Raw genomic sequence first — 19,396 nt, 5'->3', positions numbered from 1 at the left:
CGGGCCAAGGAAATCCGTAGTGTGCGCGGGAGAGCGCCGCCGAACGGGTGACCGGTCGCCGGCAGCCCTGGCACACTGGTGACGCCAGGGGCGGCGTTGGACGACGCGCCGCCGGATCACCCCTGACAGGTCAGCTCCGGCATGGCCCAGTCACCGTGGTCGAAGGCGGTGCCGTCGCCGCCGTCGCCCAATACCAGGTCGAGTTCCTGGGCGCCGCTGACGTTCGCGGTGAGCTGCGCCGGACCGCCGGCGGAGGTGAGCACCGGGGTGCTGCTCAGAGTTTTACCGTCCCCGAGGACGCTGAAGGTCACCGAGCCCTGCGTCGAAGCGGCGACCTCGTCGTCGATGCCGACGGTGGCGGTGAACGTCGAGCATCTCCCGCCGAGGAAGAGCTTGACGTCGCTGACCGCGTTCGCGCCGAGTCCCCGCGGGTAGACCGTGCCGTGCACCGTGATCGGCTTGCCGTCGCCGGAGCCGGTTTCGCCGTTGGACTGGTCGCGCTCCACCGGCCCCCAGCCGTTGGTCGCGGACTCGAAGGGCAGCGTGCTCACCGCGACGGTCCCGTGCGGGGGCACCTTGACCGAGACGACCTGCTCGACGTGGATCGGCTCGGCCCCCGGCCGGGCGTAGGTCGCGACGACCGGGACCTCCACCACCGCGCCCTGCTGGCCGGCGGGCACGGTGACCGTCCACTGTCCACTCAGGACAGCCCCGGCCGGCAGGGTGCCCGCCGAGACCGTACGGCCGGCCGATTTCCAGCCCGCGGGCAGCCGGGCGGCATCCAGCCCCAGCCGGACGTCGTGCAGGGGAGCGCCTTGGGGCAGCGTGAAACCGGCGCCGACCGACAGGCTGGAACCGGGGTTCACCACCGCGGTCTGCGGCGTGAGGGTCAGCGACGTCGCCGGGGCGGTGACGACCGGCTTGTCGCAGGAGGTGCGCCCCGGAGCCGCCGGGCAGGCGATCGCCGCGAAGCCGCCGTTGACCGGGGACGTGACCGAGAGCGTGTCCGCGGCCGTGTGCGTGCTGACGGTCCGCGTGAGGGTGCCGTTGCTGTCGCTGGTGGTCTCGACCAGCCACCGGCCGCGGCCGAGGAAGCCCAGCGGAGTGGTCATCGTGGCGCCCGGACCGGCCAGGAGACCGCCGACGAACCAGCGGTCGCCGTTGCGCCGGGCCAGCACAACCTGCCGGTTGCCGTTCGCGTCCTGCTCTGGAGAGCCTGCTGCGAGCCGGGTCTCGTCCCAGGTCGTCGGCAGCTGCTCGAAGTAGCGCTCGGCGGCCGGTTGCGTGGCGAACCCGGCCGGATCGTCGCCGAGGTGGGTCCAGCCGGATTCGAACACGACCGCCTGGGCGAGTTCGTGGCCGGCCGAGTCCTGCCGGTTCGGCCGGGAGAACCAGGTCGGCGTGTAGTCCATCGAGCCGACGATGTTGCGGGTGAAGGCCAGGAAGATGTCGCGGTCGGCGTTCTGCCCGTTCTCCTCGCCGCGCACGCCTTCGACGCTCATCACCTGCGGCCACGTCCGCTGCAGGCCGCGCGGGATGGTCGCGCCGTGGAAGTCGATCATCAGGTGCAGCCGCGCGGTGTCGGCGAGGATGGCGCCGTACCACTGGAATTGCGATTGGGCGTCGGAGTCCATGTAGTCGACCTTGACCCCGGCGACGCCCCAGGACTTGATCTTCGGCAGCCAGCTGTCGCGCTGCTGCTGGGTCGCGAGGTCGGTCCAGGCGAACCACAGCACCACGTCCACCCCGCGGGCGCGGGCGTAACGGACCAGGTCCGGGATTTCGCTTTCCTGCCAGCCGTAGTCGACCAGGGTGTACGACAATCCGTGCGCGGCGGCGTAGTCGATGAAGGAGCGCTGGGTGGCCGCGCTGGCGCTGGCGTCGACCCCGCCGGTCAGCCACGACCAGTCCGCGACACCGGGCTTGATCCACGACGTGTCCGCCACCTTCGAGGGCGGGGCGAGGTCGTCGACCAGAGTGGAGCGCACCACGGTGTCCAGGCTGCCGACGATCGCCGTGCGCCAGGGCGTGGCGAGCGGGCCGGGTGCGGTGACGGGCTTGTTGTCGGCCAGCGCGACGGTGTAGGCGGTGCTGCCGTCGACGTGGTCGAGGTGCGTGCCCGAGTACCGTCCGTCCACATCGGACTCGGTGAGCAGCGCGTAGTCGCCCCCCACCTTGAACAGCGTCGGGTAGCCGAACGAGCAGGTGCTGCCGGTGCACGTCCTGGGCTCGGCGGTGTTCGCCGTGGCCGCGGTGGTCTGCGTCCGCTCCGTCTCGTAGGCGCTCTGGTACGGCTGCACCCAAGCCGTCGCGTCGGCGGGAAGTTCGAAGGTGGAGGCTTCCTTTTGCACGGTCACCGGCCCGGAACCGCCGACGACGTACCGGTACGCCACCCCGTCGCGCGCCGCTCGGACCACGACGTCGAAGGACGCGTGGTCGGCGGTCCGGAAGGTGAACGTCGACTCGTTCATGGTTGCCGACCGGTCGAGCTGCTTGCCGGTGACCATGTCGTAGGACTCGCGCACGACCTTGTCCCGGCGGCCGGCGAAGGAGAGCCCGGAGTCGAATTCGTGGGCACTGGTGGTGATTCCGAGCTTCCCCGGCGCCAATACCGGAGACCCGCCGCTGGCCACCGCGAGGTGCAGCGCGCCGGCGCCGTCCAGGTTCAACGCCGCGGTCACGCCGGTGCCGCCCGGACTTCGAACGGTCCAGGCATGGGCATTCGAGGGTGCGGCTGCGGCGGAGGGCGCGGTGACAACGCCTCCGAGCAGCGCGAACGCGATGGCTGTGGTACCCAGCAGTCTCGGTTTCACGGTATCCAAAGAACGCTATTCCTGTTTAGTTCGTCAAGAGTTTTGTTTATTTGTGTCCGGTTCTGTCAAGTTGTCTCGGGACAAGGGAACGACCCGTCGAACTTGTTCGGAACGAACATGTTCCGGTAAGCTGCGCGGATGAGCCCACGGAACCCTGCCCCGCGCAGCCGTCGCGACCGGCCGGCCAAACCGGCCCTGACCTACGAAGGCATTGTCGCCACGGCGGTCCGCTTGATGAAGGCCGAGGGGCTGCACCGGGTCACGATGCGCCGGCTGGCGCAGGAACTCGACACCGGCGCGGCCTCCCTGTACGTCTACGTCGCCAACACCGCCGAGCTGCACGCCGCGATCCTCGAAGACCTTCTCGGTACCGTCGACCTGCGGCCGGTCCGTGGCAAGGGGGCTTGGCAGGACCGGCTGGTGGCGGTGCTGCACTCGTACACGCGGGTCCTGTTCGAGCATCCGGCGCTGGCCGCCTCGGCCATGGTCGCGCGTCCCTCCGGGCCGAACTACCTCGCGCTGGTCGAGGCGATCCTGGCGCTGCTGAACGAGGGCGGCGCACCGGACGCCCAGGCGGCGTGGGGATTGGACGTGCTGCTGCAGGTGGCCACCGCGACCGCCGCGGAACAGTCGGCCCGCCACGAAAACGCCTCGGCCACCGACGAGCACCGGGCTCTGGTCGCCGAGTTGCGCGAGGCCCCGGCGAAGAAATACCCGCGCATCGCCGCGCTGAGCGGCGAGCTGGTGGCCGGACCGCCGCAGGCCCGGCTGGAGTGGGTTTTCCGCGCGGTCGTCAACGGAACTCTCGGCACTCCGCGCTGACCACCGGGCGTGGATGCGGCCGGTGTGCCGCGGAATCGGCGCGGCCCAGCTTGTCTGGACCAATTTCCGGGGAACCGTTGACAACCCGTTGTCCCGGGCTCAACCTGATTACCGCGGTACCGCACCGCCAATACGATCTTCGCCCGGGACTTCCGCCGGTATGAACCAGACGGCCCCAAGGAGACAGCCATGCCCAGAAGACGCATTCGGACCGGCGCGGTGATGCTGGCCGCGCTCGCTTCGGCCCTTTCGGGGCTCATCTTCGTGCCCGCGGCCGACGCCGCCGTGCCCGCGACGATTCCGCTCACGGTGACGAACAATTCCGGCCGCTCCGATCCGGTCTACCTTTACGACCTGGGCACCCTGCTCAGCACCGGGCAGCAGGGCTGGGCGGATTCCGGCGGGAACTTCCACGCGTGGCCGGGCGGCAGTGTGCCGCCGGTCCCGGCCCCCGACGCCTCGATCCCCGGCCCGGCCAACGGCCAGTCGGTGACCATCCGGATCCCGAAGTTCTCCGGCCGGCTCTATTTCTCCTACGGGCAGAAGCTCGACTTCTTCCTGGCCACCGGCGGACTGGTCCAGCCCGCCGTGCAGAACCCGTCCGACCCGAACCACAACATCCTGTTCAACTGGTCCGAGTACACCCTCAACGATTCGGGCCTGTGGCTCAACAGCACCCAGGTCGACATGTTCTCCGCGCCTGATTCGGTCGCCATCACGCCGTCCGGCGGCGGGGTGAAAAGCACCGGCGCGCTGAAGCCCAACGGATTCAGCAACTTCATGAACGCGTTGCGCGGCCAGCCCGGCGGCTGGGCGAACCTGATCCAGACCGACGGCAGCGGAAACGTGCTGCGCGCCCTTTCGGCCGGGCACGGGATCGAATCCGGCGCGCTGCCGGCCTCGGTCATGGACGATTACGTCAACCGGGTGTGGAGCAAGTACAGTTCCGCCACGCTGACCGTGACGCCGTTCGCGGACCAGCCGTCCACTCGGTACTTCGGCCGGGTTTCGGGCAACGCCATGAACTTCACCGATTCCTCCGGCGCCACGGTCACTTCGTTCCAGAAGCCGGACGCGGACAGCATCTTCGGCTGCTACAAGCTGCTCGACGCGCCGAACGACCTGGTGCGCGGCCCGATCTCGCGCACCCTGTGCGCCGGGTTCAACCGCTCCACCCTGCTCACCTCGGCCAGCCAGCCGGACACCAACGCCGCGGACTTCTACCAGGACACCGTCACCAACCAGTACGCGCGCAAGGTGCACGCGCAGATGGCCGACGGCAAGGCCTACGCCTTCGCCTTCGACGACGTGGGCAACTTCGAGTCGCTGGTGAACGACGGCAACCCGCAGAGCGCGTCGATGACGCTGGGGTCGCTTTCCTGATCCGGCCCCGCCGGGGGCGTCCACAGTAGACGCCCCCGGTCCGCGTTTTCCCCTGATCGAGGAGCTGTTCGATGCCGAATAGCGCACGGGCGGTCCTCGCTGCCGTGATCGCCGCGGTGCTCGCGCCGGCGGGGCTGAGCGTGGGGGCCGCACCGGCCCGGGCCGCCGGCGCCCCGTTGCAGATCTACCCGGTGCCCTCGATCTACGCGACGTCCTCGGAATTCGCGCTCACCGTCAACGGCCAGAACGTGCCCGTCACGCACACGCGCGGCTAAGAGACCGCGCAGCTGGCCATGGGCAGCGGCACGGCGTCGGTCAGGGTGCGCAAGCTCGACAACACCACCATCGGCGCGGCCTCTGCGACGGCCCCATTCCAGAACGCCCTGAACGCCGCCGCCTGGGGCAGCGCGAACGGCGGCCAGGGCACCGTGTACGTCCCGTCCGGGGTGTGGACGGTCGGCACGCCGTACCTGCGCAGCAACCTCGCGCCGGACCTCGCGCCCGGCGCGGTCCTGCGCTACACCGGCGAGGACGGGCACTACGACCACCACGACGGGATCGACGTGATGGAGTCGACCGGGGTCTCGGTCGGCAACGCCGTCGGGATCGGCCTGGACGACCCGTTCAGCACCAAGACCTGGGACGCCGCCACGGACCTGTTCCGCACCGTCCCCGGGGATCCTCGGCCGCTGGACGACGTGACGTTCGACGGCCTGCTGTCCTGGACCTACTGCTACGGGCTCAAGGCCGGGCAGGGCTTCCTGCAGCCGCAGAGCAACGTCACCTTCACCAACGCGACGGTCTACCAGGCGGCCGTCGGCATCGGCGATCCGGCGGGCAGCCTGCCGATCAACGGGGTCACCGTGAAGAACGTCCGCGTCCGGGACGCCGGCACCACCCCGGCGCGGATCAACGGCTCACCGACCGGCCCCATCAACGGCGTCTCGCTCGGCCACATCGTGATGCCGGGGACCACGACGGGCGCCACCTCGCTCGCGGCCATGAAGATCACCGGCGACACCCACCACGGCCCGGTGACGATCACGCCCTGAACCAGCCGGATTTCGGCGTGGCGGTGGCGCTGCCATCGATGCGACCGTCCGTCTACTTCGGACGATGTGCGATCCGCGCCGACGCCGGGTTCGTCAGTCCCGGACCGGTAGTGGTGCTCCGGTGCCGTGCAGCGTGGCGAGGATCCGGTCGGCGTAGTCGGCGGGGGTGGTCTCGTCGAGACTCTCGCGATCGTGGTCGAACGTCATCGTGATGACCATGATCGTCAGCTGCGCGGCGGCCGCGTTCCACAGGTCGTCCCGGCCGCTGCGCTCCGCGATCGCGTCCTCCAGCGACACGCGCTGCCGGTGGAGGACATCCCAGAGCCGCGCCCTGGGGCCTGGCGCGAGATCCAGCTGCGCACGCAGCCGGCGTTGCCGGGCCAGGGCGTCCTGGTCGACGTCGGCGACCGAGTGCACGACCTCGCCGAGAGAGGCCACCACGCGCTCGCCCTCGGGACGGGCGCGGAGCAGGTCGGCGAGGCCGCCGATGTTGCGCTCGAACGGGTCGAGCAGGATCGCGTCCTTGTTCGCGTAGTAGCGGTAGAGGGTGGAGATCCCCACTTCCGCCCGCTCGGCCACCTGTTCCAGCGTCGCCGCTTCGTAGCCGCCCTGCTCGACGAGCGTGATCATCGCGTCGTAGATCGCCTCGCGGACCTTCTGCGCCTTCTTCTCCCGAAGTCCCATGAGGGAACCATACCAGATCGGCAATGAACTTCATTTGGCAATCGTGCCCATTTGGTATACGTTGCCAACATGGTGATCGAAGGAGTGCGCATGGCCGCGCCGACGCGCCGATTCGGCCCGGCGATCATGCTCAGCCAGCTCGGCGTCAACATGGCGGTGCTGACCCAGCTCCAGCTGCTGCTCGCCCTGCGCCTGAACACGATCGCGGGCTCGGGCGCGACGTCGGCGTTCGGCGTGGTCACCGGCTTCGGCGCGCTCTGCGCGACGGTGTCCGGCCCGATCGTCGGGCGCATCTCCGACCGCACCCGCACTAGGCTCGGCCGGCGGCGCACCTGGATGCTCACCGGCTCGGTGGCCCTCGCCCTCGCCATGGCCGCGATGACCGTGACCACCGCGGTCTGGCAGGTCGTGCTGCTGTGGTGCCTGGCCCAGGCGGCGGCCAACTTCCAGTACGCCGCGAACAACGCGATCGTGGCCGACCAGATCCCGCCGCAGCGCCGTGGCGGCGTGTCCGGGCTGGTCGGGCTCGCCACCGCGATCGGCCCGATCGCCGGCGTCGTGCTCGCCAACGCCTTCCCGGCCGGCGGCTCAGGGCAGTGGCTGATCGTCGCGGTCACCTCGCTCGTCGCGACCCTCGCCGCCGTGCTGTTGTTCCGCGACCCCCGCGACACGAGCCCCAAGCCACCGCTGGACCTGCGCACGGTGCTCACGACCTTCTGGTTCAACCCGCGGCGGCATCCCGCGCTCGGCTGGGCCTGGCTGGTCCGCTTCCTGATCATGTGCGCCTACTCCGCCACCAGCTACAACGCGTTCTTCCTGATGCAGCGCCTCGGTTTCGGGGCCGCCGAGGTCGGCCCGGTCCTGCTGAAGGCCGGCCTGGTCAGCGTCGGCAGCATCGCCGTGGCCAGCGTCGTGGCCGGCTACCTTTCCGACGCCGTCAAACGGCAGCGGCCGTTCGTGATCTTCGCCGGCGTGCTCGGCGCGCTCTCGCTCGTGCTGATGGCCGGGGCCGGCAGCGTCGCCACCCTGTTCGCCGCGGTGAGCCTGGGCGGGATCGGCACCGGCACCTTCCTGGCCGTCGACCTCGCGCTCTGCGTGCGGGTGCTGCCGGACACCGAGAACGCCGGCCGGAACCTGGCGATCATCACCATCGCCGGCACGCTGCCGCAGTCGCTGGTGCCGTTCGTCGCACCCGTGCTGCTGAGCGCCGGCGGCTTTCCGGCGTTGTACCTGACCTTGGGTGTGCTCGCCCTGCTCGGCGCGGTCGCGATCCTGCGCGTGCCGGAGATGCGGTAAGAAGGAGAAAGCCTTGGAGATCAACGATTTCGAACTGCTCGACACCGAAGTCGGGCTCGACGCCGCCGCACTGCCGGCCGCGGGCTGGCTGCCCGCGGTGGTGCCCGGAGGTGTCCACGAGTCGCTGCTGGCCGCGGGCCGGATCGAGCACCCGTACGCCGACCGCAACGAACACGGCATCCGCTGGATCGAGGAACGCGACTGGTGGTTCCGGGCCTCGTTCGGCGGGCCGGCCGGGGAGGGGCGGGCGCGGCTGGTGTTCCACGGCCTGGACACCGTGGTGGATATCTGGCTGAACGGCGAGCCGCTCGGCCATCACGAGAACATGTTCCGGCCGGCCGAATTCGACCTCACCGGCAAGCTCGGCGAGCGCAACGAGGTGCTGCTGCGGTTTTCCCCGCCGCTGCACGGCCTGGGGATGTCCGTGGCCGGGGCCGCGCTGCAGGAGCGGCTGGACGCGGTGTTCGCCCGCTTCGCCGAGGACCCGGCCTTCGCCTCGCTCAGCGCAGCGGAGGAGACGCCGTCCGAGGGCACCATGCTGTCGGTCATGCCGGTCGCGTCCCAGCGTCGCAAAGCCGCGTTCTCCTGGGGCTGGGATTTCGGCCCGCGAGTGCCGTCGATCGGCATCTGGCGACCGGTCGAGCTGCGCGTCGACCGGACCGCCGTGCTCACCGGGCACCACATCCGCACGCATGCGATCGCCGCGGACGGATCGGCGACGGTGGGCGTGCTGGTCGAGGCCGGACCGTCCGATGTGGACGCCGGTCTCCTCGCGAGGGTGGTGCTCACCGCGCCGTCCGGCCGGAGCACGACCGCGGAGCTGCCGGTGTCGGACGGCCGCGCGCACCGCATGATCACCGTGCCGGACGCGGAGCTGTGGTGGACCCACGACCTCGGCGAACCGGCTCGGTACGAGGTGGCGATCACGTTGCTGGCGGACGGCGAGGCCGTGGACAGCGTGACCGATCGCGTCGGGCTGCGCACCATCGTCTTGGATCGCGGGGCCGATCCCGAGGGCGGGAACCGGTTCCGCTTCATTCTGAACGACGTGCCGATCTTCGCCCGCGGGGCGAACTGGCTGCCCTCGGACATGCTGGTCGGCTCGGTCGCGCCGGAGCGGGTGCGCGCCCTGGTCGGGCTGGCCCGCGACGGCGGCATGACCATGCTGCGGGTCTGGGGCGGCGGCATCTACGAGCAGGACGCCTTCTACGACGCGTGTGACGAGCAGGGCGTGCTGGTGTGGCAGGATTTCCTGTTCGCCTGCACCGACTACCCGGAAAGCGACCGCACGCTCGCGGACGAGGTGGCCCGGGAGGCCGAGTACCAGGTCAAGCGGCTGCGCAACCACCCGAGCCTGGCGTTGTGGTGCGGCAACAACGAAGTGCAGATGCTGCACGGGGTGGCCTACGGGAACCACGAGCCGGGCGACTGGGGGTACGAGTTCTTCCACCGCGTCCTGCCCGATGCCGTGGCCGAGTTCGACGGCCGGACCCCGTACTGGCCGGGCAGCCCGTGGGGGGTGGACGCCGGCGAGGGCGTCGCGGCCGTCAACGGGGCCGGTGACGGCGACCGGCATGCCTGGGAGGTGTGGCACGGCGTCAACTTCGGCGCGGACGCCCGCACGTACGACGACCCGGGCGACGCGCGGCACTACCGCCGTTACGCCGACGACCGGGGCAAGTTCATCAGCGAGTTCGGCATCCACGCCTCGCCCGAGCTCGCCACCCTGCGCCGGTGCCTGCCGGCCGGCCAGCTGTACGTCCACAGTGGATCGTTCGACCACCACAACAAGGACAGCCTGAAGAACAAGCACGACGCGGTGCTGCGGATCGTGACGGGCCTGCCCGAGACGATCGAGCAGTACGTGGACTTCACCATGGTCTCGCAGGCGGAAGGGCTGAAGTTCGGCGTCGAGCACTACCGCCGCCGGCAGCCGCACTGCAACGGCACGCTGGTCTGGCAGTTCAACGACGTCTGGCCCGGCTTCAGCTGGTCGGTGGTCGACCACGACCTGGTGCCGAAGGCGGCCTACCACTACCTGTCCCGGGCGTTCGCGCCGGTGCTGGCGAGTTTCCGCCGGGACGGCGACCGCCTCGAGTTGTGGCTGAGCAACAGCGGCCGCGCCGAGGTCACCACCACCGCGACCGTCACCATCGGCGGCTTCGACGGCACGGAGCACCTCCGCGAGGACGTCACCGTGACCGTCGCACCCGGGGACTCCCGCGTGGTGTGGACCGGCGAAAGCCTGGAGCTGACCGCGGACCGGTACGCCTGGGCCGAGGGCGGGTTCCCGTCGAACCGGCTGTTCTTCGCCGAGATCAAGGACATTCCGTTCGGCGAGCCCGGACTCGACGTCGCCGTCACCCGAACCGGGCCGGGCGCGGCCTCGCTGAAGATCACCGCCGCGGGGTTCGCCTACTTCGTGCACGCGCTCACGCCCGCGCCCGGGACCCGGTTCCACACCAATTACCTCGACCTGCGCGACGGCGAGACCGCCACGATCGAGGTAACCGGCCTGACGGACGAGTTCGATCCGGCGGGCATCGAGGTGCGGGCCTGGCAGGCTCGCGGCTGAACGGAAGGGAAATCCCATCATGCTCGGTCGGTTGTCCGGTCCTCTGCTGCGCCGTCGCGCCAAGACGCCCCCGGACCGGTTCGGGGGGTCGCCCCTGCCCGCGGAACACGTGGTGTTCCTCGGCGACAGCATCACCGAGGCCGGGAGCTGGAACGAATGGTTCCCGCGGTACCCCGTCCTCAACCGCGGCATCAGCGGGGACACCCTCGAGGGCGTCCGCGCCCGGCTGGCGACCGCGATCAACCGCCCGGCGGCCATTTCGCTGCTGATCGGCACCAACGACCTCAACGGGCAGGGCCGGACGCCCGAGGTGGCCGGCATCGCGGCCCAGTTCGCGGACCTGGTGGCCGAGCTCCGCGCGCTGGCGCCGGACGCCCCGCTGATCGTCAACAGCGTGATGCCGCGGACCCGCCGCTGGGCGAGCCGGATCCACGAGCTCAACCGCAGGTACGCGGAGATCGCCGGTGACTCGTACCTCGATCTCTGGCCGGCGCTGGCCGACGGGAAGGCCTTGCGGAAGTCCTGCACCGGCGACGGCCTGCACCTCAACGGGAACGGCTACCGGGCCTGGCTCGAGGTGCTGCGCCCCCGGCTCGAAGCAGTGCTTTAGCGGAACGGTTTTTCATCACTGGCGGCCCTGTGCCGCGAAAAGAATGAGGTGAGCAGCTTGAACACCACGAAACGGGCGCTGATCGTCGGGTCCGGCATCGCCGGCATGGCGGCGGCGCTGAGCCTCCACCGGGCGGGCTGGGCCGCGACGATCGTGGAGAAGTCGCCGCGGCGCCGGACCGGTGGCTACTTCATCGCCCTGTACACGGAGGGGATGGACGCGGCCCGGACCCTCGGCGTCTTCGACCAGCTCCACACCCGCACCCCTCGCGGCACGCGCACCTGGGACGTGGACGCCTTCGGCAACCGCACGCGTTCCGTCGGGCTGGTCGAGGCGCGCCCGAATGCCGCCGCGGTGCTGCGGGGCGACGTGGAGGAGGCGCTGTGGGCGAACCTGGGCGATATCCCCGTGCGTTTCGGCCTGAGCCCGGAATCCGTCGACGAGCGGCCGGACGGCGTGGAGGTCAGGCTGCGCGACGGGCATTCCGGTGCGGAGTCCACGGAGCGGTTCGACCTCGTGGTCGGTGCGGACGGCGTGCGTTCGCGAGTGCGTTCGCTGGTCTTCGGCGGGCACGAGAAGTTCCTGCGGCCGTTGAACGCCATCGCCTGCGCGTTCCAGTTCGACGAGCAGACGCCGTACGTCGCGCCGGCCGACGGCTCGATCTTCGCCGAACCCGGCCGGGCGCTGTGGGTGTTCCCCCTGGACGACCGGCCGCCGACGGCGCTGTTCACCTACCGGACCAAGGACGAAGACGGGCAGTTCACCCGGCCGCCGAAGCAGGTGATCCGGGACGTCTTCCGGGACGTGGCCCACGCGGACCTGGTCCGGCACGCATTGGACCAGCTGGATCGCGCACCGGAGATGTCGTTCGACTCGGTGCACCAGGTGGAGCTGCCGTCGTGGCATACCGATCGGGTCGTGCTGGTCGGCGACGCGGCGTGGTGCATGACCGTCTACGCCGGACTGGGCGCGTCGTCCGCGCTGATGGGCGGGCAGCAGCTCGGCGAGACGATCGAGCGGCACCCCGGTGACGTCGCCGCCGCGCTGGTGGCCTGGGAGGCCTCGATGCGCCCGTTCGTTCGCGAGGGCCAGCGGGCCGGTCGCGTCAAACAGCAGATCTTCGTACCGGCCAACGGCTTTCGCGCGCGGCTCCGCAGGCGCATGATGCAGCGCTCCGGCCGGAAGTTCGCGCTCAGGGACGCGCAGGCCGCGCTTGCGACGGCCTAGGGAGGAACACCGGATGGACGCGAAACACAACCTGGCTCTCGTCCGCGAATGGGAGCGCCTCTACAACACCGACCGGAACCTGCTGTTCGACACCCTCTACGCCGCGGAATGCCGGGTCGTCTACAACGGGGTCTCGGAATTCGACGGGCGCGAGGCGCTGCGTGAGTACCAAGCGCAGGTGGACGAACACGCTCCTCGCCGCAAGCTGGCGGTGGAACGTGTCCACGCGGCCGGTGACATCGTTGTCGTCGAGACCGTTGTGCGCCTCGACCCGGCCGCGGCCGCCCTGGGCGCCTGCGTGGTGCTCACGATCCGCGACGGCAAGATCGTCGAGGACCGTACGTACGCTCCCGCCGGCGCGTAGCTCGAACGGACCGGGTCTTCGGCCTGGCTCCGGCCGGGACGACCGGGGAACCGCGGGCAGACCGGGCGCGTCCCAGTGCCGGACTTACCCGATCCGGGTGCAGCGGGCCCGGGCGGCTGACATACTGGTGCGCGCGCCCGGGGAGGGTGCACACGAGGAGGTGGACTGGGGTGAGTTCACACCGGGTCTCGGACTGGGATGATGCCCGTTCATTGCACAAGCAGTTCGCGAAGTCGGAGCACAAGCCGGCCCGTCGCGTGCAGGACGCGGCGTCGGTGCACGACCCGTCCGGGGCGGGCAACGCCGAGCTGGTCGCCGACGACTCCGGCACGATCGAGCTGGACCCGGCGGAGATCGCGGCGGCCGACGCCGAGCTGGCGCAGCGGCAGGACGAGCTGGCCGGGTACCTGCGGCAGGCCGGTCAGCTGGCCAGCCCGCTGAAGGACGGCAGCAGCCCGGTGGCCGAGCACCTGCGGAAGGCGTTCGAGGTCCGGGGCTCCGCGGACGGCGGCGTGCAGGCGACCCTGCAGCAGTACCTCGACGAGCTGTCGGCGCTGCGGGACGCGATCCACGCGGCGAGCACCGGCCTGGTCCAGCAGGAGGACAGCGCCCACGAAGCGCTGGGCGCCCTGCACAACCGCATGGGCGACGGGGGGACGGCATGAGCAGGGAACCGGCCTACGAACGGCTGCCGTACGAGAAGCACCGCAAGCACAAGTACTACAGCCAGGATCACCCGCTGACGGCGGCGCAGCAGCGCCGGGTCCGCCGGGCCCGCCAGATCCAGGTGGTGAACCGGCAGGACAAGTCGTTCGGCAAGATCAACTGGGCGGCCTACGAGCACACCCAGCTCTACGACATGATCATGACCGCGGACCCGGCCGGCATGGGTTCGGCGGCGCACAGCTGGGCGCAGCTGGCGTACAACGTCGACTCGGCCACCTCCGCGGTGCACAAAACGGTGCAGAAGCTGCTGCTGTCCTGGCGTGGCGGCGCGGCCGGGGGCGCCGCGCAGTCGGCTTCGAAGCTGACCTCGTGGGGCGCCGGCGCGAGCGAGACCATGCGTCAGGTCGGGGACAAGCTCGACCACTACACGACCGCGGTCACCACCGCCCGCAACAAGATGCCCGAGCCGGTGTTCTACTCCGCGGAGAACCAGTTCCGCGACGGGTACGACGTCAGCGCGGCGAGCGGGCCCAGCGGCGCGGCCATGATCGACCAGCTGCTCGACGACCACCTGCCGGCCCGGCAGAACGCCAACCGCGCCAAGACCGAGGCGGTGCGGGTGATGGAGACCTATGAGTCGGCCAGCAAGGGCGTGCACGACCAGCTGCCGCACTTCAGCGAGGCGCCGCTGAGCACCCGGTCGGGGGTCGACGGCCCGGTCCAGGGCCCCGGCACCACCCGGATCGATCCGGGCGGGGACAGCACGACCGCGGCGTCGGCCGTCGATCCCGGCGCGCTGGCGGGTGCCGGTGCCGGTGGTCTGACGGGCGGGACGGCCGGGTCGTTCGGCGCGGGTGCCGGGCTCGGCGGCTCGGCGGGCAGCGGGCTCGCCGGTGGCGCGGGCAGCGGTGGCGCCCTGCCCGGCGGCGCTTTCGGTGGCGCGGGCAGCGCGGGACCGGCCGGCGCGGCGCAGAGCGCGGCCGCCGGTGGCCGCGGTGGCATGGGCGGCGGCTTCATGTCGCCGATGGGCGGGGGCCAGCGCGGGGAAGGCGACGGCGAGCACGAGAACCGTTATGCCAAGGACGGGGCCTTCGACTTCCTGGAGGACCTGCCCGACGCCTATCCGCCTGTGCTGGGTGAGTGACGGCACGTGGCCAGACAGCTGACCGGCGGAGACGGCGTCGTGCTCTCCCACCTGGAATTCGACCTGTTGTGGGAAGACCTCGACCTCGGGCCGAGCCCGTATCCGCTCGAGGTGCGTTCGCACGGCGCCACCATGGACGAGCGCGACGCGCTGGGTGTGCAGGTCGCGGACAGCCTCGCCGAAGCGGGCCTGCTCGACGATCGCGACGAGCCGCACCCGCGGCTGGCCGAGTTGTTCGGCGTGCTGGCCGAGCCGGTGGTTTCGGTGGACCTGCTGGTGTTCCGCGATCCGCCGATGCGGGCGCTGGTCGCGGCCGACCGGCGGCTCGGGGCGCTCGCCATCGTCGACGCCGGCGAGCTGGCCCTGCGGCCCTGCCTGCCGGACGAGCTGCCGGAGCTGGCCGCCGGGATCGTCGGCGAGGCGGACCCGGGGCCGGGTCGGTCGGTCCGGCTGCCGCGCGAGACGTTTTCCGAGGCGATGACCGCGTTCGCCGAGCGCGGGCACGACGCGTTCGAACGGGTGCTGTCCGGGGCGCGGCTCACCGGCCGCGACCTGCGGGCGCTGTCCACCCTCGTCACGACCCCGCGGATCGCGTACGGCCAGCTCGCTGCGAACGGCCCGGGCGGCCGTTCCCCGGCGGTGGCCTGGTACGACACCGAAGCCGGCCGGTACGGCGCGCTGGTGGAGGAGAGCGCGGGCACCCGCTGGGTCACCGTCACGCCCGCGGACGGCGCATGGCTGCGCGACCGGATCGGCCAGGCGCTCGGAAGCGTGGTTTCAGGTCGGGGGAATCGGGAACCGCGGACCCGTGGTGGTGCGTCCGACCTGAGGTAGCAGTGGAGCGCCTTGAAGGGGGCAGGCCCATGAGCAGCAGGTTGTCGGCGGAGGAGATAGCGCAGCACGCGTACCGCGCGGGGTTCCGCGGGAACGCGTTGACCACCGCGGTGGCGGTGGCGCTCGCCGAATCGGGCGGCAACGCCCATGCGCACAATGCGACCCCGCCGGACAACTCCTACGGGCTGTGGCAGGTCAACATGCTCGGCTCGCTCGGCCCGGCCCGGCGGCAGGAATTCCACCTGCACGCCAACGACCAGCTGTTCAACCCGGACGAGAACGCCAAGGCCGCGTGGGACATCTCCGGCCACGGCAAGAGCTTCCAGCCGTGGTCGACCTACACCAACGGCGCGTACAAGAGCCACCTCGCCGCCGCTCGCAAGGCTGCCGAGGACGTCACCCGCCACCACGGCAAGCCCGCGCATGAGCCCGTGCCGCACAAGAAGCCCGAGCCGCCGAAGAAACCGGTGCACAGCAAGGGAAACGGCGGGTTCCGCGCGGAGCTGGAGCAGTTCGTCGCCTACGAGAAGAAGACCCAGCACATCGCCGACGAGCTGGTGTCGACCGGGAAGAAGACGGTGCACCGGGTCACCGGGATCGCGAAGGACAGCTTCGGCCAGGTCGGCGAGGAGACCGGGTTCGCCGACGCGCTGGGGGACTTCAGCCGTTCGCTGGAGAAGCAGGTGGGGGTCACCGGTGCGCACGCGCGCACGCTGGGCGCCTCGGTGTTCCGGGCGCGCCAGGACTACGCCGGCATGGACACCGACGCCGCGGCCGCGCTGTCCGAGAAGCTGAGCTGACGAGGGGGATTCGAAGTGGACACCGCAGGAGTCGCGACGCTGTTCGCGGACGAGATGAAGGCGCACCACGGCAAGCTCCAGGGCAAGGCCGCCGACTCGCAGGCCGCGCAGCAGGCGCTGCAGCAGGCGGCGAACACGATCACCGAGCAGCACGACGTGCAGCGCAAGGCCGCGCACTCGTTGCTGGACGCCTGGCAGGGCAAGGCCGCGCCGACCTTCGAGAAGGACTCGGCGAAGTTCGGCACCGACCTGACCGTCACGGCCCAGGCGAGCCGGCGTGGCGCGCAGGTCGTCGGTGAGGTCACCGACGCGCTGGCCGGCCGGCACCAGGCGACCGGGAAGCTCATCGACGAGTTCGTCGCGAAGGCCCGGAAGCTGATCGACGCCGGGTACCTGCTGGCGCGCAACGGAAGCCCGGCGGCGCTGCTGCTCGCGATCGGCGACGTCGCCGATCTCGCGGGCCAGTACCTCAAGGAGTCCTCCACGCACCTCAAGGACGCGCGGGCGGAAATGACCGAAGCGGCCCGCAAGCTGCGCGCGCTGCAGACGGAGCTGGCCCACGACGGCGTCGGGGACTCCGGCGTCGCGCACCCCAAGCCGGTCAAGCCCGGCGGGCACCAGCAGCACGTCAAGCACGTGCAGCACCAGAAGCACGTCCAGCACACCACCCAGCACCACCCGGCCGAGCATCACAACACGAAGCCCAGCAACAGCAAGAAGGTCAACGAGATCCTCGACCACGCGCGGTCGAACCTCGGGTATCACGAAGGCCCGAACAACCGGAACAAATGGGGTCCGACCGGTCAGCCGTGGTGCTCCTACTTCGCCACCTCGATGTGGCGCTCGGCCGGGGTGAACATCCCGAAGTACGGGTTCACCGGCGACGTCTACAAATGGGGCGAGCGCAACCACTTGGCCTACGACCGCGGCGCGATCGCCCACCAGGCCAAGCCGGGGGACACCATCCTGTTCGGCACCGGGCCGTCCTGGGCGGGCAGCGAGCACATCGGGATCATCGAAAAGGTCGAGGGCAACAAGATCACCACGATCGAGGGCAACGCCAACGACCAGGTCGAGCGCAACACCTACATCCTGCCGCGCGACCTGCACAAGTTCTACGGCGGGGTGCACCCGAAATGAGCATCACCGGCACCGCCCGCCACGGCGGGGTCACGGTCGAGGTCGCGCCCGGCGGAGCGCTGCGCGGACTCGAACTCACCGCGGAGGCGTTGCGCGGCGGCGGTTCCGCGCTGGCCGGCACGATCCTGCGCGCGGTCCGGGAGGCCGCCGCGCAGGCCAACGAACGCGCCCGGAACGCGGTGACCGCCGAACTCGGCCCGCTGGACGACGCCGAGCTGACCGGCCTCGGCCTCGGCCGCGAGCAGGACCTGGCGGAACGGGCCGAGGAGACCACTCCGGAGACGTGGAGGGCGTGATGACGGACGACGACCGCGGGGTCGACGAGCTGATCGAACTCGCCGACGAGATCCCGGACCGGCTGGGCCTGTCCGAAGGCCTGGCCGAGATCCGGGCCACCGCCGAGCGCGAAGGCCTGTCGGTGACGGTCGACGTGCACGGCATGCTGGTGGCGCTGGACATCGGCGAGGCCGCGCTGGAACTCGGCCCGGCCGTGCTGGCCGCGGAGATCTCCCGTCTCAGCACGGAAGCCGGAACCCGCGCGCTGCACGAGGGTTTGCGCGCTGTCAAGGCCGGCTGCACGCCCGCGGTGACCGCCGCGGTCGGGGAAGTGCTTGCGCTGGAGGAAGAACCGGCCGCCGAGACGGCGGAGACCCTGCCGCCGCCTCGCCGCCGTGCGCCGGTGGAGGACGACGAGGAGGGCTTTGTCCTCAGCCCGGTGAAGGACTGACCACTGCGCCGGACCGTCGACAAAGGACGGTCCGGCGCAGTGGTGATCAGGCTCCCGAGGACTCAGTTGACGGCGAGGGTGTGGCCGGCCCAGCCGTTGCCGATTTGGGTGGGTTGGCCGAAGGTTCCGGTTCCGGTGCCGAGCCATTGCCAGAGGGTGTTGTCGGTGGTTTTGATGGCGATGAGGTCGGCTTTGCCGTCGCCGTTGATGTCCATGGAGACCAGTTGGCGGTAGGCGTTCCAGCCGGTGCCGACCTGGATGGCGGTGGCGTAACCGGTGGGGCTTCGTTTCCAGAAGTAGAGTTCGCCGGCGCTGTTGGTGGCCCAGATGTCGGCGTCCCCGTCGCCGTCCGCGTCCGCGGCGGTGTGCCGCGTCAAGGACGCCCAGCCCGCGCCGACGAGGCTCCGTTCGGCGAAGGAGCCGTTGCCCTTGCCGATGTAGAGGTACATGTTGCCGCCGTCGCGGGCGAGGATGTCGGCCTTGCCGTCGCCGTTGACGTCGGCGAACGACACCCATTCCATCCCGGCCCAGCCGGGGCCCACGGCCACCGCGGCACTGAACGAAGCGTTGCCGCGGTTGTTCCAGTAGTAGAGCGTTCCGGCCTTGATGGCGAACAGGTCGGCCCAGCCGTCGGCGTTCGAGTCGGCGACGGAGATCGCGGTGTAGCCGCTCCAGCCCGCCCCGAGCCGGACGGCGGTCCCGAAACCGCCGCCGGACGTGCCCGGGTAATACGAGGCGACGCCGGCGCTGTCGACGCCGAACGCGTCGTCGTACTTGTCGCCGTTGATGCTCTTCGCCGCCCGGACGCCCGGGGGCGGCACCCCGATCGCCGCACTGGCCGCCTTCAGGTACTGGCGGTAGGAACCCGAGTTGTAGGTCGACCACGGTGTCCAGTCTTTGCCGTGGTCGGAGATGCCGTAGGCGGCATTGGCGTTGCACTGGGCGTCGTAGGCGCAGGCGTCGGTGACTTCGCTGTGGTAGACGTTGTTGATCTGCCAGAGGCCGCGGTCGATCGAACCCGAGTTGACGCCGCGGGCGAGCGGGTCGCAGCGTGACTCGGCCATCGCCACCGCGACGGCGGTGACGAAGTCGTCGCCGGTGAACCCGGCGGCCCGGCCCACGGAAACGCAGAGGTCGATGTCACCGGCCGCGTGTGCGGGCGCCGCGAACGCGACACCGGCGGTGAGGACGACGCCGGTCATGGCGGCCGGCAGGAGGCGGCGGAGCAGAACGCTGAATCTTCGTTTCATCGAGGTCTG

The 19,396-nt window shown here is 70.8% G+C and carries 19 protein-coding genes; 16 read left to right on the top strand and 3 right to left on the bottom strand.

Annotated features, from left to right (window positions below):
- Nucleotides 1-116 precede the first annotated feature (116 nt).
- Nucleotides 117-2,813 (bottom strand): NPCBM/NEW2 domain-containing protein, encoded by a 2,697-nt coding sequence (locus tag BMY97_RS18275; RefSeq protein ID WP_281246906.1) that lies wholly within the window; start codon nt 2,811-2,813, stop codon nt 117-119.
- Between the two features lie 138 nt (nt 2,814-2,951).
- Between BMY97_RS18275 and BMY97_RS18270 the strand changes: the two genes are divergently transcribed.
- From BMY97_RS18270 to BMY97_RS18260, 4 genes are all read left to right on the top strand, one after another.
- Nucleotides 2,952-3,635, top strand: a complete 684-nt coding sequence (locus BMY97_RS18270; protein WP_091618069.1) for a TetR/AcrR family transcriptional regulator — start codon at nt 2,952-2,954, stop codon at nt 3,633-3,635.
- Between the two features lie 189 nt (nt 3,636-3,824).
- Entirely contained in the window at nt 3,825-5,018 is a 1,194-nt protein-coding gene (locus BMY97_RS18265) for a glycoside hydrolase family 64 protein (protein WP_091618068.1), read from the top strand.
- Nucleotides 5,019-5,089: 71 nt separating this feature from the next.
- Nucleotides 5,090-5,293 carry a hypothetical protein gene (locus BMY97_RS47770; protein ID WP_218156804.1) on the top strand — a complete coding sequence of 68 codons (204 nt, stop codon included), beginning with the start codon at nt 5,090-5,092 and terminating at the stop codon, nt 5,291-5,293.
- Between the two features lie 18 nt (nt 5,294-5,311).
- Nucleotides 5,312-6,070, top strand: a complete 759-nt coding sequence (locus BMY97_RS18260; RefSeq protein WP_218156803.1) for a hypothetical protein — start codon at nt 5,312-5,314, stop codon at nt 6,068-6,070.
- A 93-nt stretch (nt 6,071-6,163) separates the two neighbouring features.
- Here BMY97_RS18260 and BMY97_RS18255 read toward each other — a convergent pair whose 3' ends face one another.
- Complete coding sequence (locus BMY97_RS18255; RefSeq protein ID WP_091618067.1) at nt 6,164-6,754, bottom strand: TetR/AcrR family transcriptional regulator; 591 nt, start codon at nt 6,752-6,754, stop codon at nt 6,164-6,166.
- 69 nt (nt 6,755-6,823) lie between these two features.
- Here BMY97_RS18255 and BMY97_RS18250 point away from each other — a divergent pair, with 69 nt between their 5' ends.
- From BMY97_RS18250 to BMY97_RS18195, 12 genes are all read left to right on the top strand, one after another.
- Nucleotides 6,824-8,050 carry an MFS transporter gene (locus tag BMY97_RS18250; RefSeq protein WP_091618066.1) on the top strand — a complete coding sequence of 409 codons (1,227 nt, stop codon included), beginning with the start codon at nt 6,824-6,826 and terminating at the stop codon, nt 8,048-8,050.
- 13 nt (nt 8,051-8,063) lie between these two features.
- Nucleotides 8,064-10,625: a glycoside hydrolase family 2 protein gene (locus tag BMY97_RS18245; protein ID WP_091618065.1), complete on the top strand. Its 2,562-nt coding sequence runs from the start codon at nt 8,064-8,066 to the stop codon at nt 10,623-10,625.
- Between the two features lie 19 nt (nt 10,626-10,644).
- Complete coding sequence (locus BMY97_RS18240) at nt 10,645-11,235, top strand: GDSL-type esterase/lipase family protein (protein WP_091618064.1); 591 nt, start codon at nt 10,645-10,647, stop codon at nt 11,233-11,235.
- A gap of 57 nt (nt 11,236-11,292) precedes the next feature.
- Nucleotides 11,293-12,462 carry an FAD-dependent monooxygenase gene (locus BMY97_RS18235; protein WP_218156802.1) on the top strand — a complete coding sequence of 390 codons (1,170 nt, stop codon included), beginning with the start codon at nt 11,293-11,295 and terminating at the stop codon, nt 12,460-12,462.
- A gap of 13 nt (nt 12,463-12,475) precedes the next feature.
- A complete protein-coding gene (locus BMY97_RS18230; RefSeq protein ID WP_091618063.1) occupies nt 12,476-12,826 on the top strand; it encodes a nuclear transport factor 2 family protein in 351 nt (116 codons plus the stop codon).
- 170 nt (nt 12,827-12,996) lie between these two features.
- Nucleotides 12,997-13,491, top strand: coding sequence for a hypothetical protein (locus BMY97_RS18225; protein ID WP_091618062.1), 495 nt, complete (start codon nt 12,997-12,999; stop codon nt 13,489-13,491).
- The gene (locus BMY97_RS18220; protein WP_091618061.1) at nt 13,488-14,636 is read left to right on the top strand and encodes a PPE domain-containing protein; all 1,149 of its coding nucleotides are present in this window, start codon (nt 13,488-13,490) and stop codon (nt 14,634-14,636) included. Before BMY97_RS18225 ends, BMY97_RS18220 begins: the two co-directional genes overlap by 4 nt.
- 6 nt (nt 14,637-14,642) lie before the next feature.
- Complete coding sequence (locus BMY97_RS18215; RefSeq protein WP_091618060.1) at nt 14,643-15,470, top strand: ESX secretion-associated protein EspG; 828 nt, start codon at nt 14,643-14,645, stop codon at nt 15,468-15,470.
- Between the two features lie 29 nt (nt 15,471-15,499).
- Nucleotides 15,500-16,270, top strand: a complete 771-nt coding sequence (locus tag BMY97_RS18210) for a transglycosylase SLT domain-containing protein (RefSeq protein ID WP_091618059.1) — start codon at nt 15,500-15,502, stop codon at nt 16,268-16,270.
- 15 nt (nt 16,271-16,285) lie between these two features.
- On the top strand, nt 16,286-17,410 hold the full coding sequence (locus tag BMY97_RS18205) for a CHAP domain-containing protein (RefSeq protein ID WP_091618058.1): 1,125 nt from the start codon (nt 16,286-16,288) through the stop codon (nt 17,408-17,410).
- The gene (locus BMY97_RS18200; protein WP_091618057.1) at nt 17,407-17,706 is read left to right on the top strand and encodes a YbaB/EbfC family nucleoid-associated protein; all 300 of its coding nucleotides are present in this window, start codon (nt 17,407-17,409) and stop codon (nt 17,704-17,706) included. Before BMY97_RS18205 ends, BMY97_RS18200 begins: the two co-directional genes overlap by 4 nt.
- On the top strand, nt 17,706-18,137 hold the full coding sequence (locus tag BMY97_RS18195) for a hypothetical protein (RefSeq protein ID WP_177231412.1): 432 nt from the start codon (nt 17,706-17,708) through the stop codon (nt 18,135-18,137). The genes BMY97_RS18200 and BMY97_RS18195 overlap by 1 nt, the downstream gene beginning before the upstream one ends.
- Before the next feature lie 62 nt (nt 18,138-18,199).
- On the opposite strand, the gene BMY97_RS18190 is transcribed toward BMY97_RS18195, so the two are convergent.
- Nucleotides 18,200-19,387: an FG-GAP-like repeat-containing protein gene (locus BMY97_RS18190; RefSeq protein ID WP_091618056.1), complete on the bottom strand. Its 1,188-nt coding sequence runs from the start codon at nt 19,385-19,387 to the stop codon at nt 18,200-18,202.
- Between the last annotated feature and the right edge of the window lie 9 nt (nt 19,388-19,396).

The sequence above is a fragment of the Amycolatopsis saalfeldensis genome, assembly GCF_900110575.1.
Lineage (GTDB): Bacteria > Actinomycetota > Actinomycetes > Mycobacteriales > Pseudonocardiaceae > Amycolatopsis > Amycolatopsis saalfeldensis.
This window is presented reverse-complemented; position numbering and strand designations above follow the sequence as displayed.

Excerpts from the sequence above, each read along its gene's own strand:
- BMY97_RS18210 (WP_091618059.1), top strand. The coding sequence starts at position 15,500 with ATGAGCAGCAGGTTGTCGGCGGAGGAGATAGCGCAGCACGCGTACCGC.
- BMY97_RS18230 (WP_091618063.1), top strand. The coding sequence starts at position 12,476 with ATGGACGCGAAACACAACCTGGCTCTCGTCCGCGAATGGGAGCGCCTC.
- BMY97_RS18195 (WP_177231412.1), top strand. The coding sequence starts at position 17,706 with ATGACGGACGACGACCGCGGGGTCGACGAGCTGATCGAACTCGCCGAC.
- BMY97_RS18250 (WP_091618066.1), top strand. The coding sequence starts at position 6,824 with ATGGTGATCGAAGGAGTGCGCATGGCCGCGCCGACGCGCCGATTCGGC.
- BMY97_RS18240 (WP_091618064.1), top strand. The coding sequence starts at position 10,645 with ATGCTCGGTCGGTTGTCCGGTCCTCTGCTGCGCCGTCGCGCCAAGACG.
- BMY97_RS18265 (WP_091618068.1), top strand. The coding sequence starts at position 3,825 with ATGCCCAGAAGACGCATTCGGACCGGCGCGGTGATGCTGGCCGCGCTC.
- BMY97_RS18190 (WP_091618056.1), bottom strand. The coding sequence starts at position 19,387 with ATGAAACGAAGATTCAGCGTTCTGCTCCGCCGCCTCCTGCCGGCCGCC.
- BMY97_RS18220 (WP_091618061.1), top strand. The coding sequence starts at position 13,488 with ATGAGCAGGGAACCGGCCTACGAACGGCTGCCGTACGAGAAGCACCGC.
- BMY97_RS18255 (WP_091618067.1), bottom strand. The coding sequence starts at position 6,754 with ATGGGACTTCGGGAGAAGAAGGCGCAGAAGGTCCGCGAGGCGATCTAC.
- BMY97_RS47770 (WP_218156804.1), top strand. The coding sequence starts at position 5,090 with ATGCCGAATAGCGCACGGGCGGTCCTCGCTGCCGTGATCGCCGCGGTG.
- BMY97_RS18260 (WP_218156803.1), top strand. The coding sequence starts at position 5,312 with ATGGGCAGCGGCACGGCGTCGGTCAGGGTGCGCAAGCTCGACAACACC.
- BMY97_RS18200 (WP_091618057.1), top strand. The coding sequence starts at position 17,407 with ATGAGCATCACCGGCACCGCCCGCCACGGCGGGGTCACGGTCGAGGTC.
- BMY97_RS18270 (WP_091618069.1), top strand. The coding sequence starts at position 2,952 with ATGAGCCCACGGAACCCTGCCCCGCGCAGCCGTCGCGACCGGCCGGCC.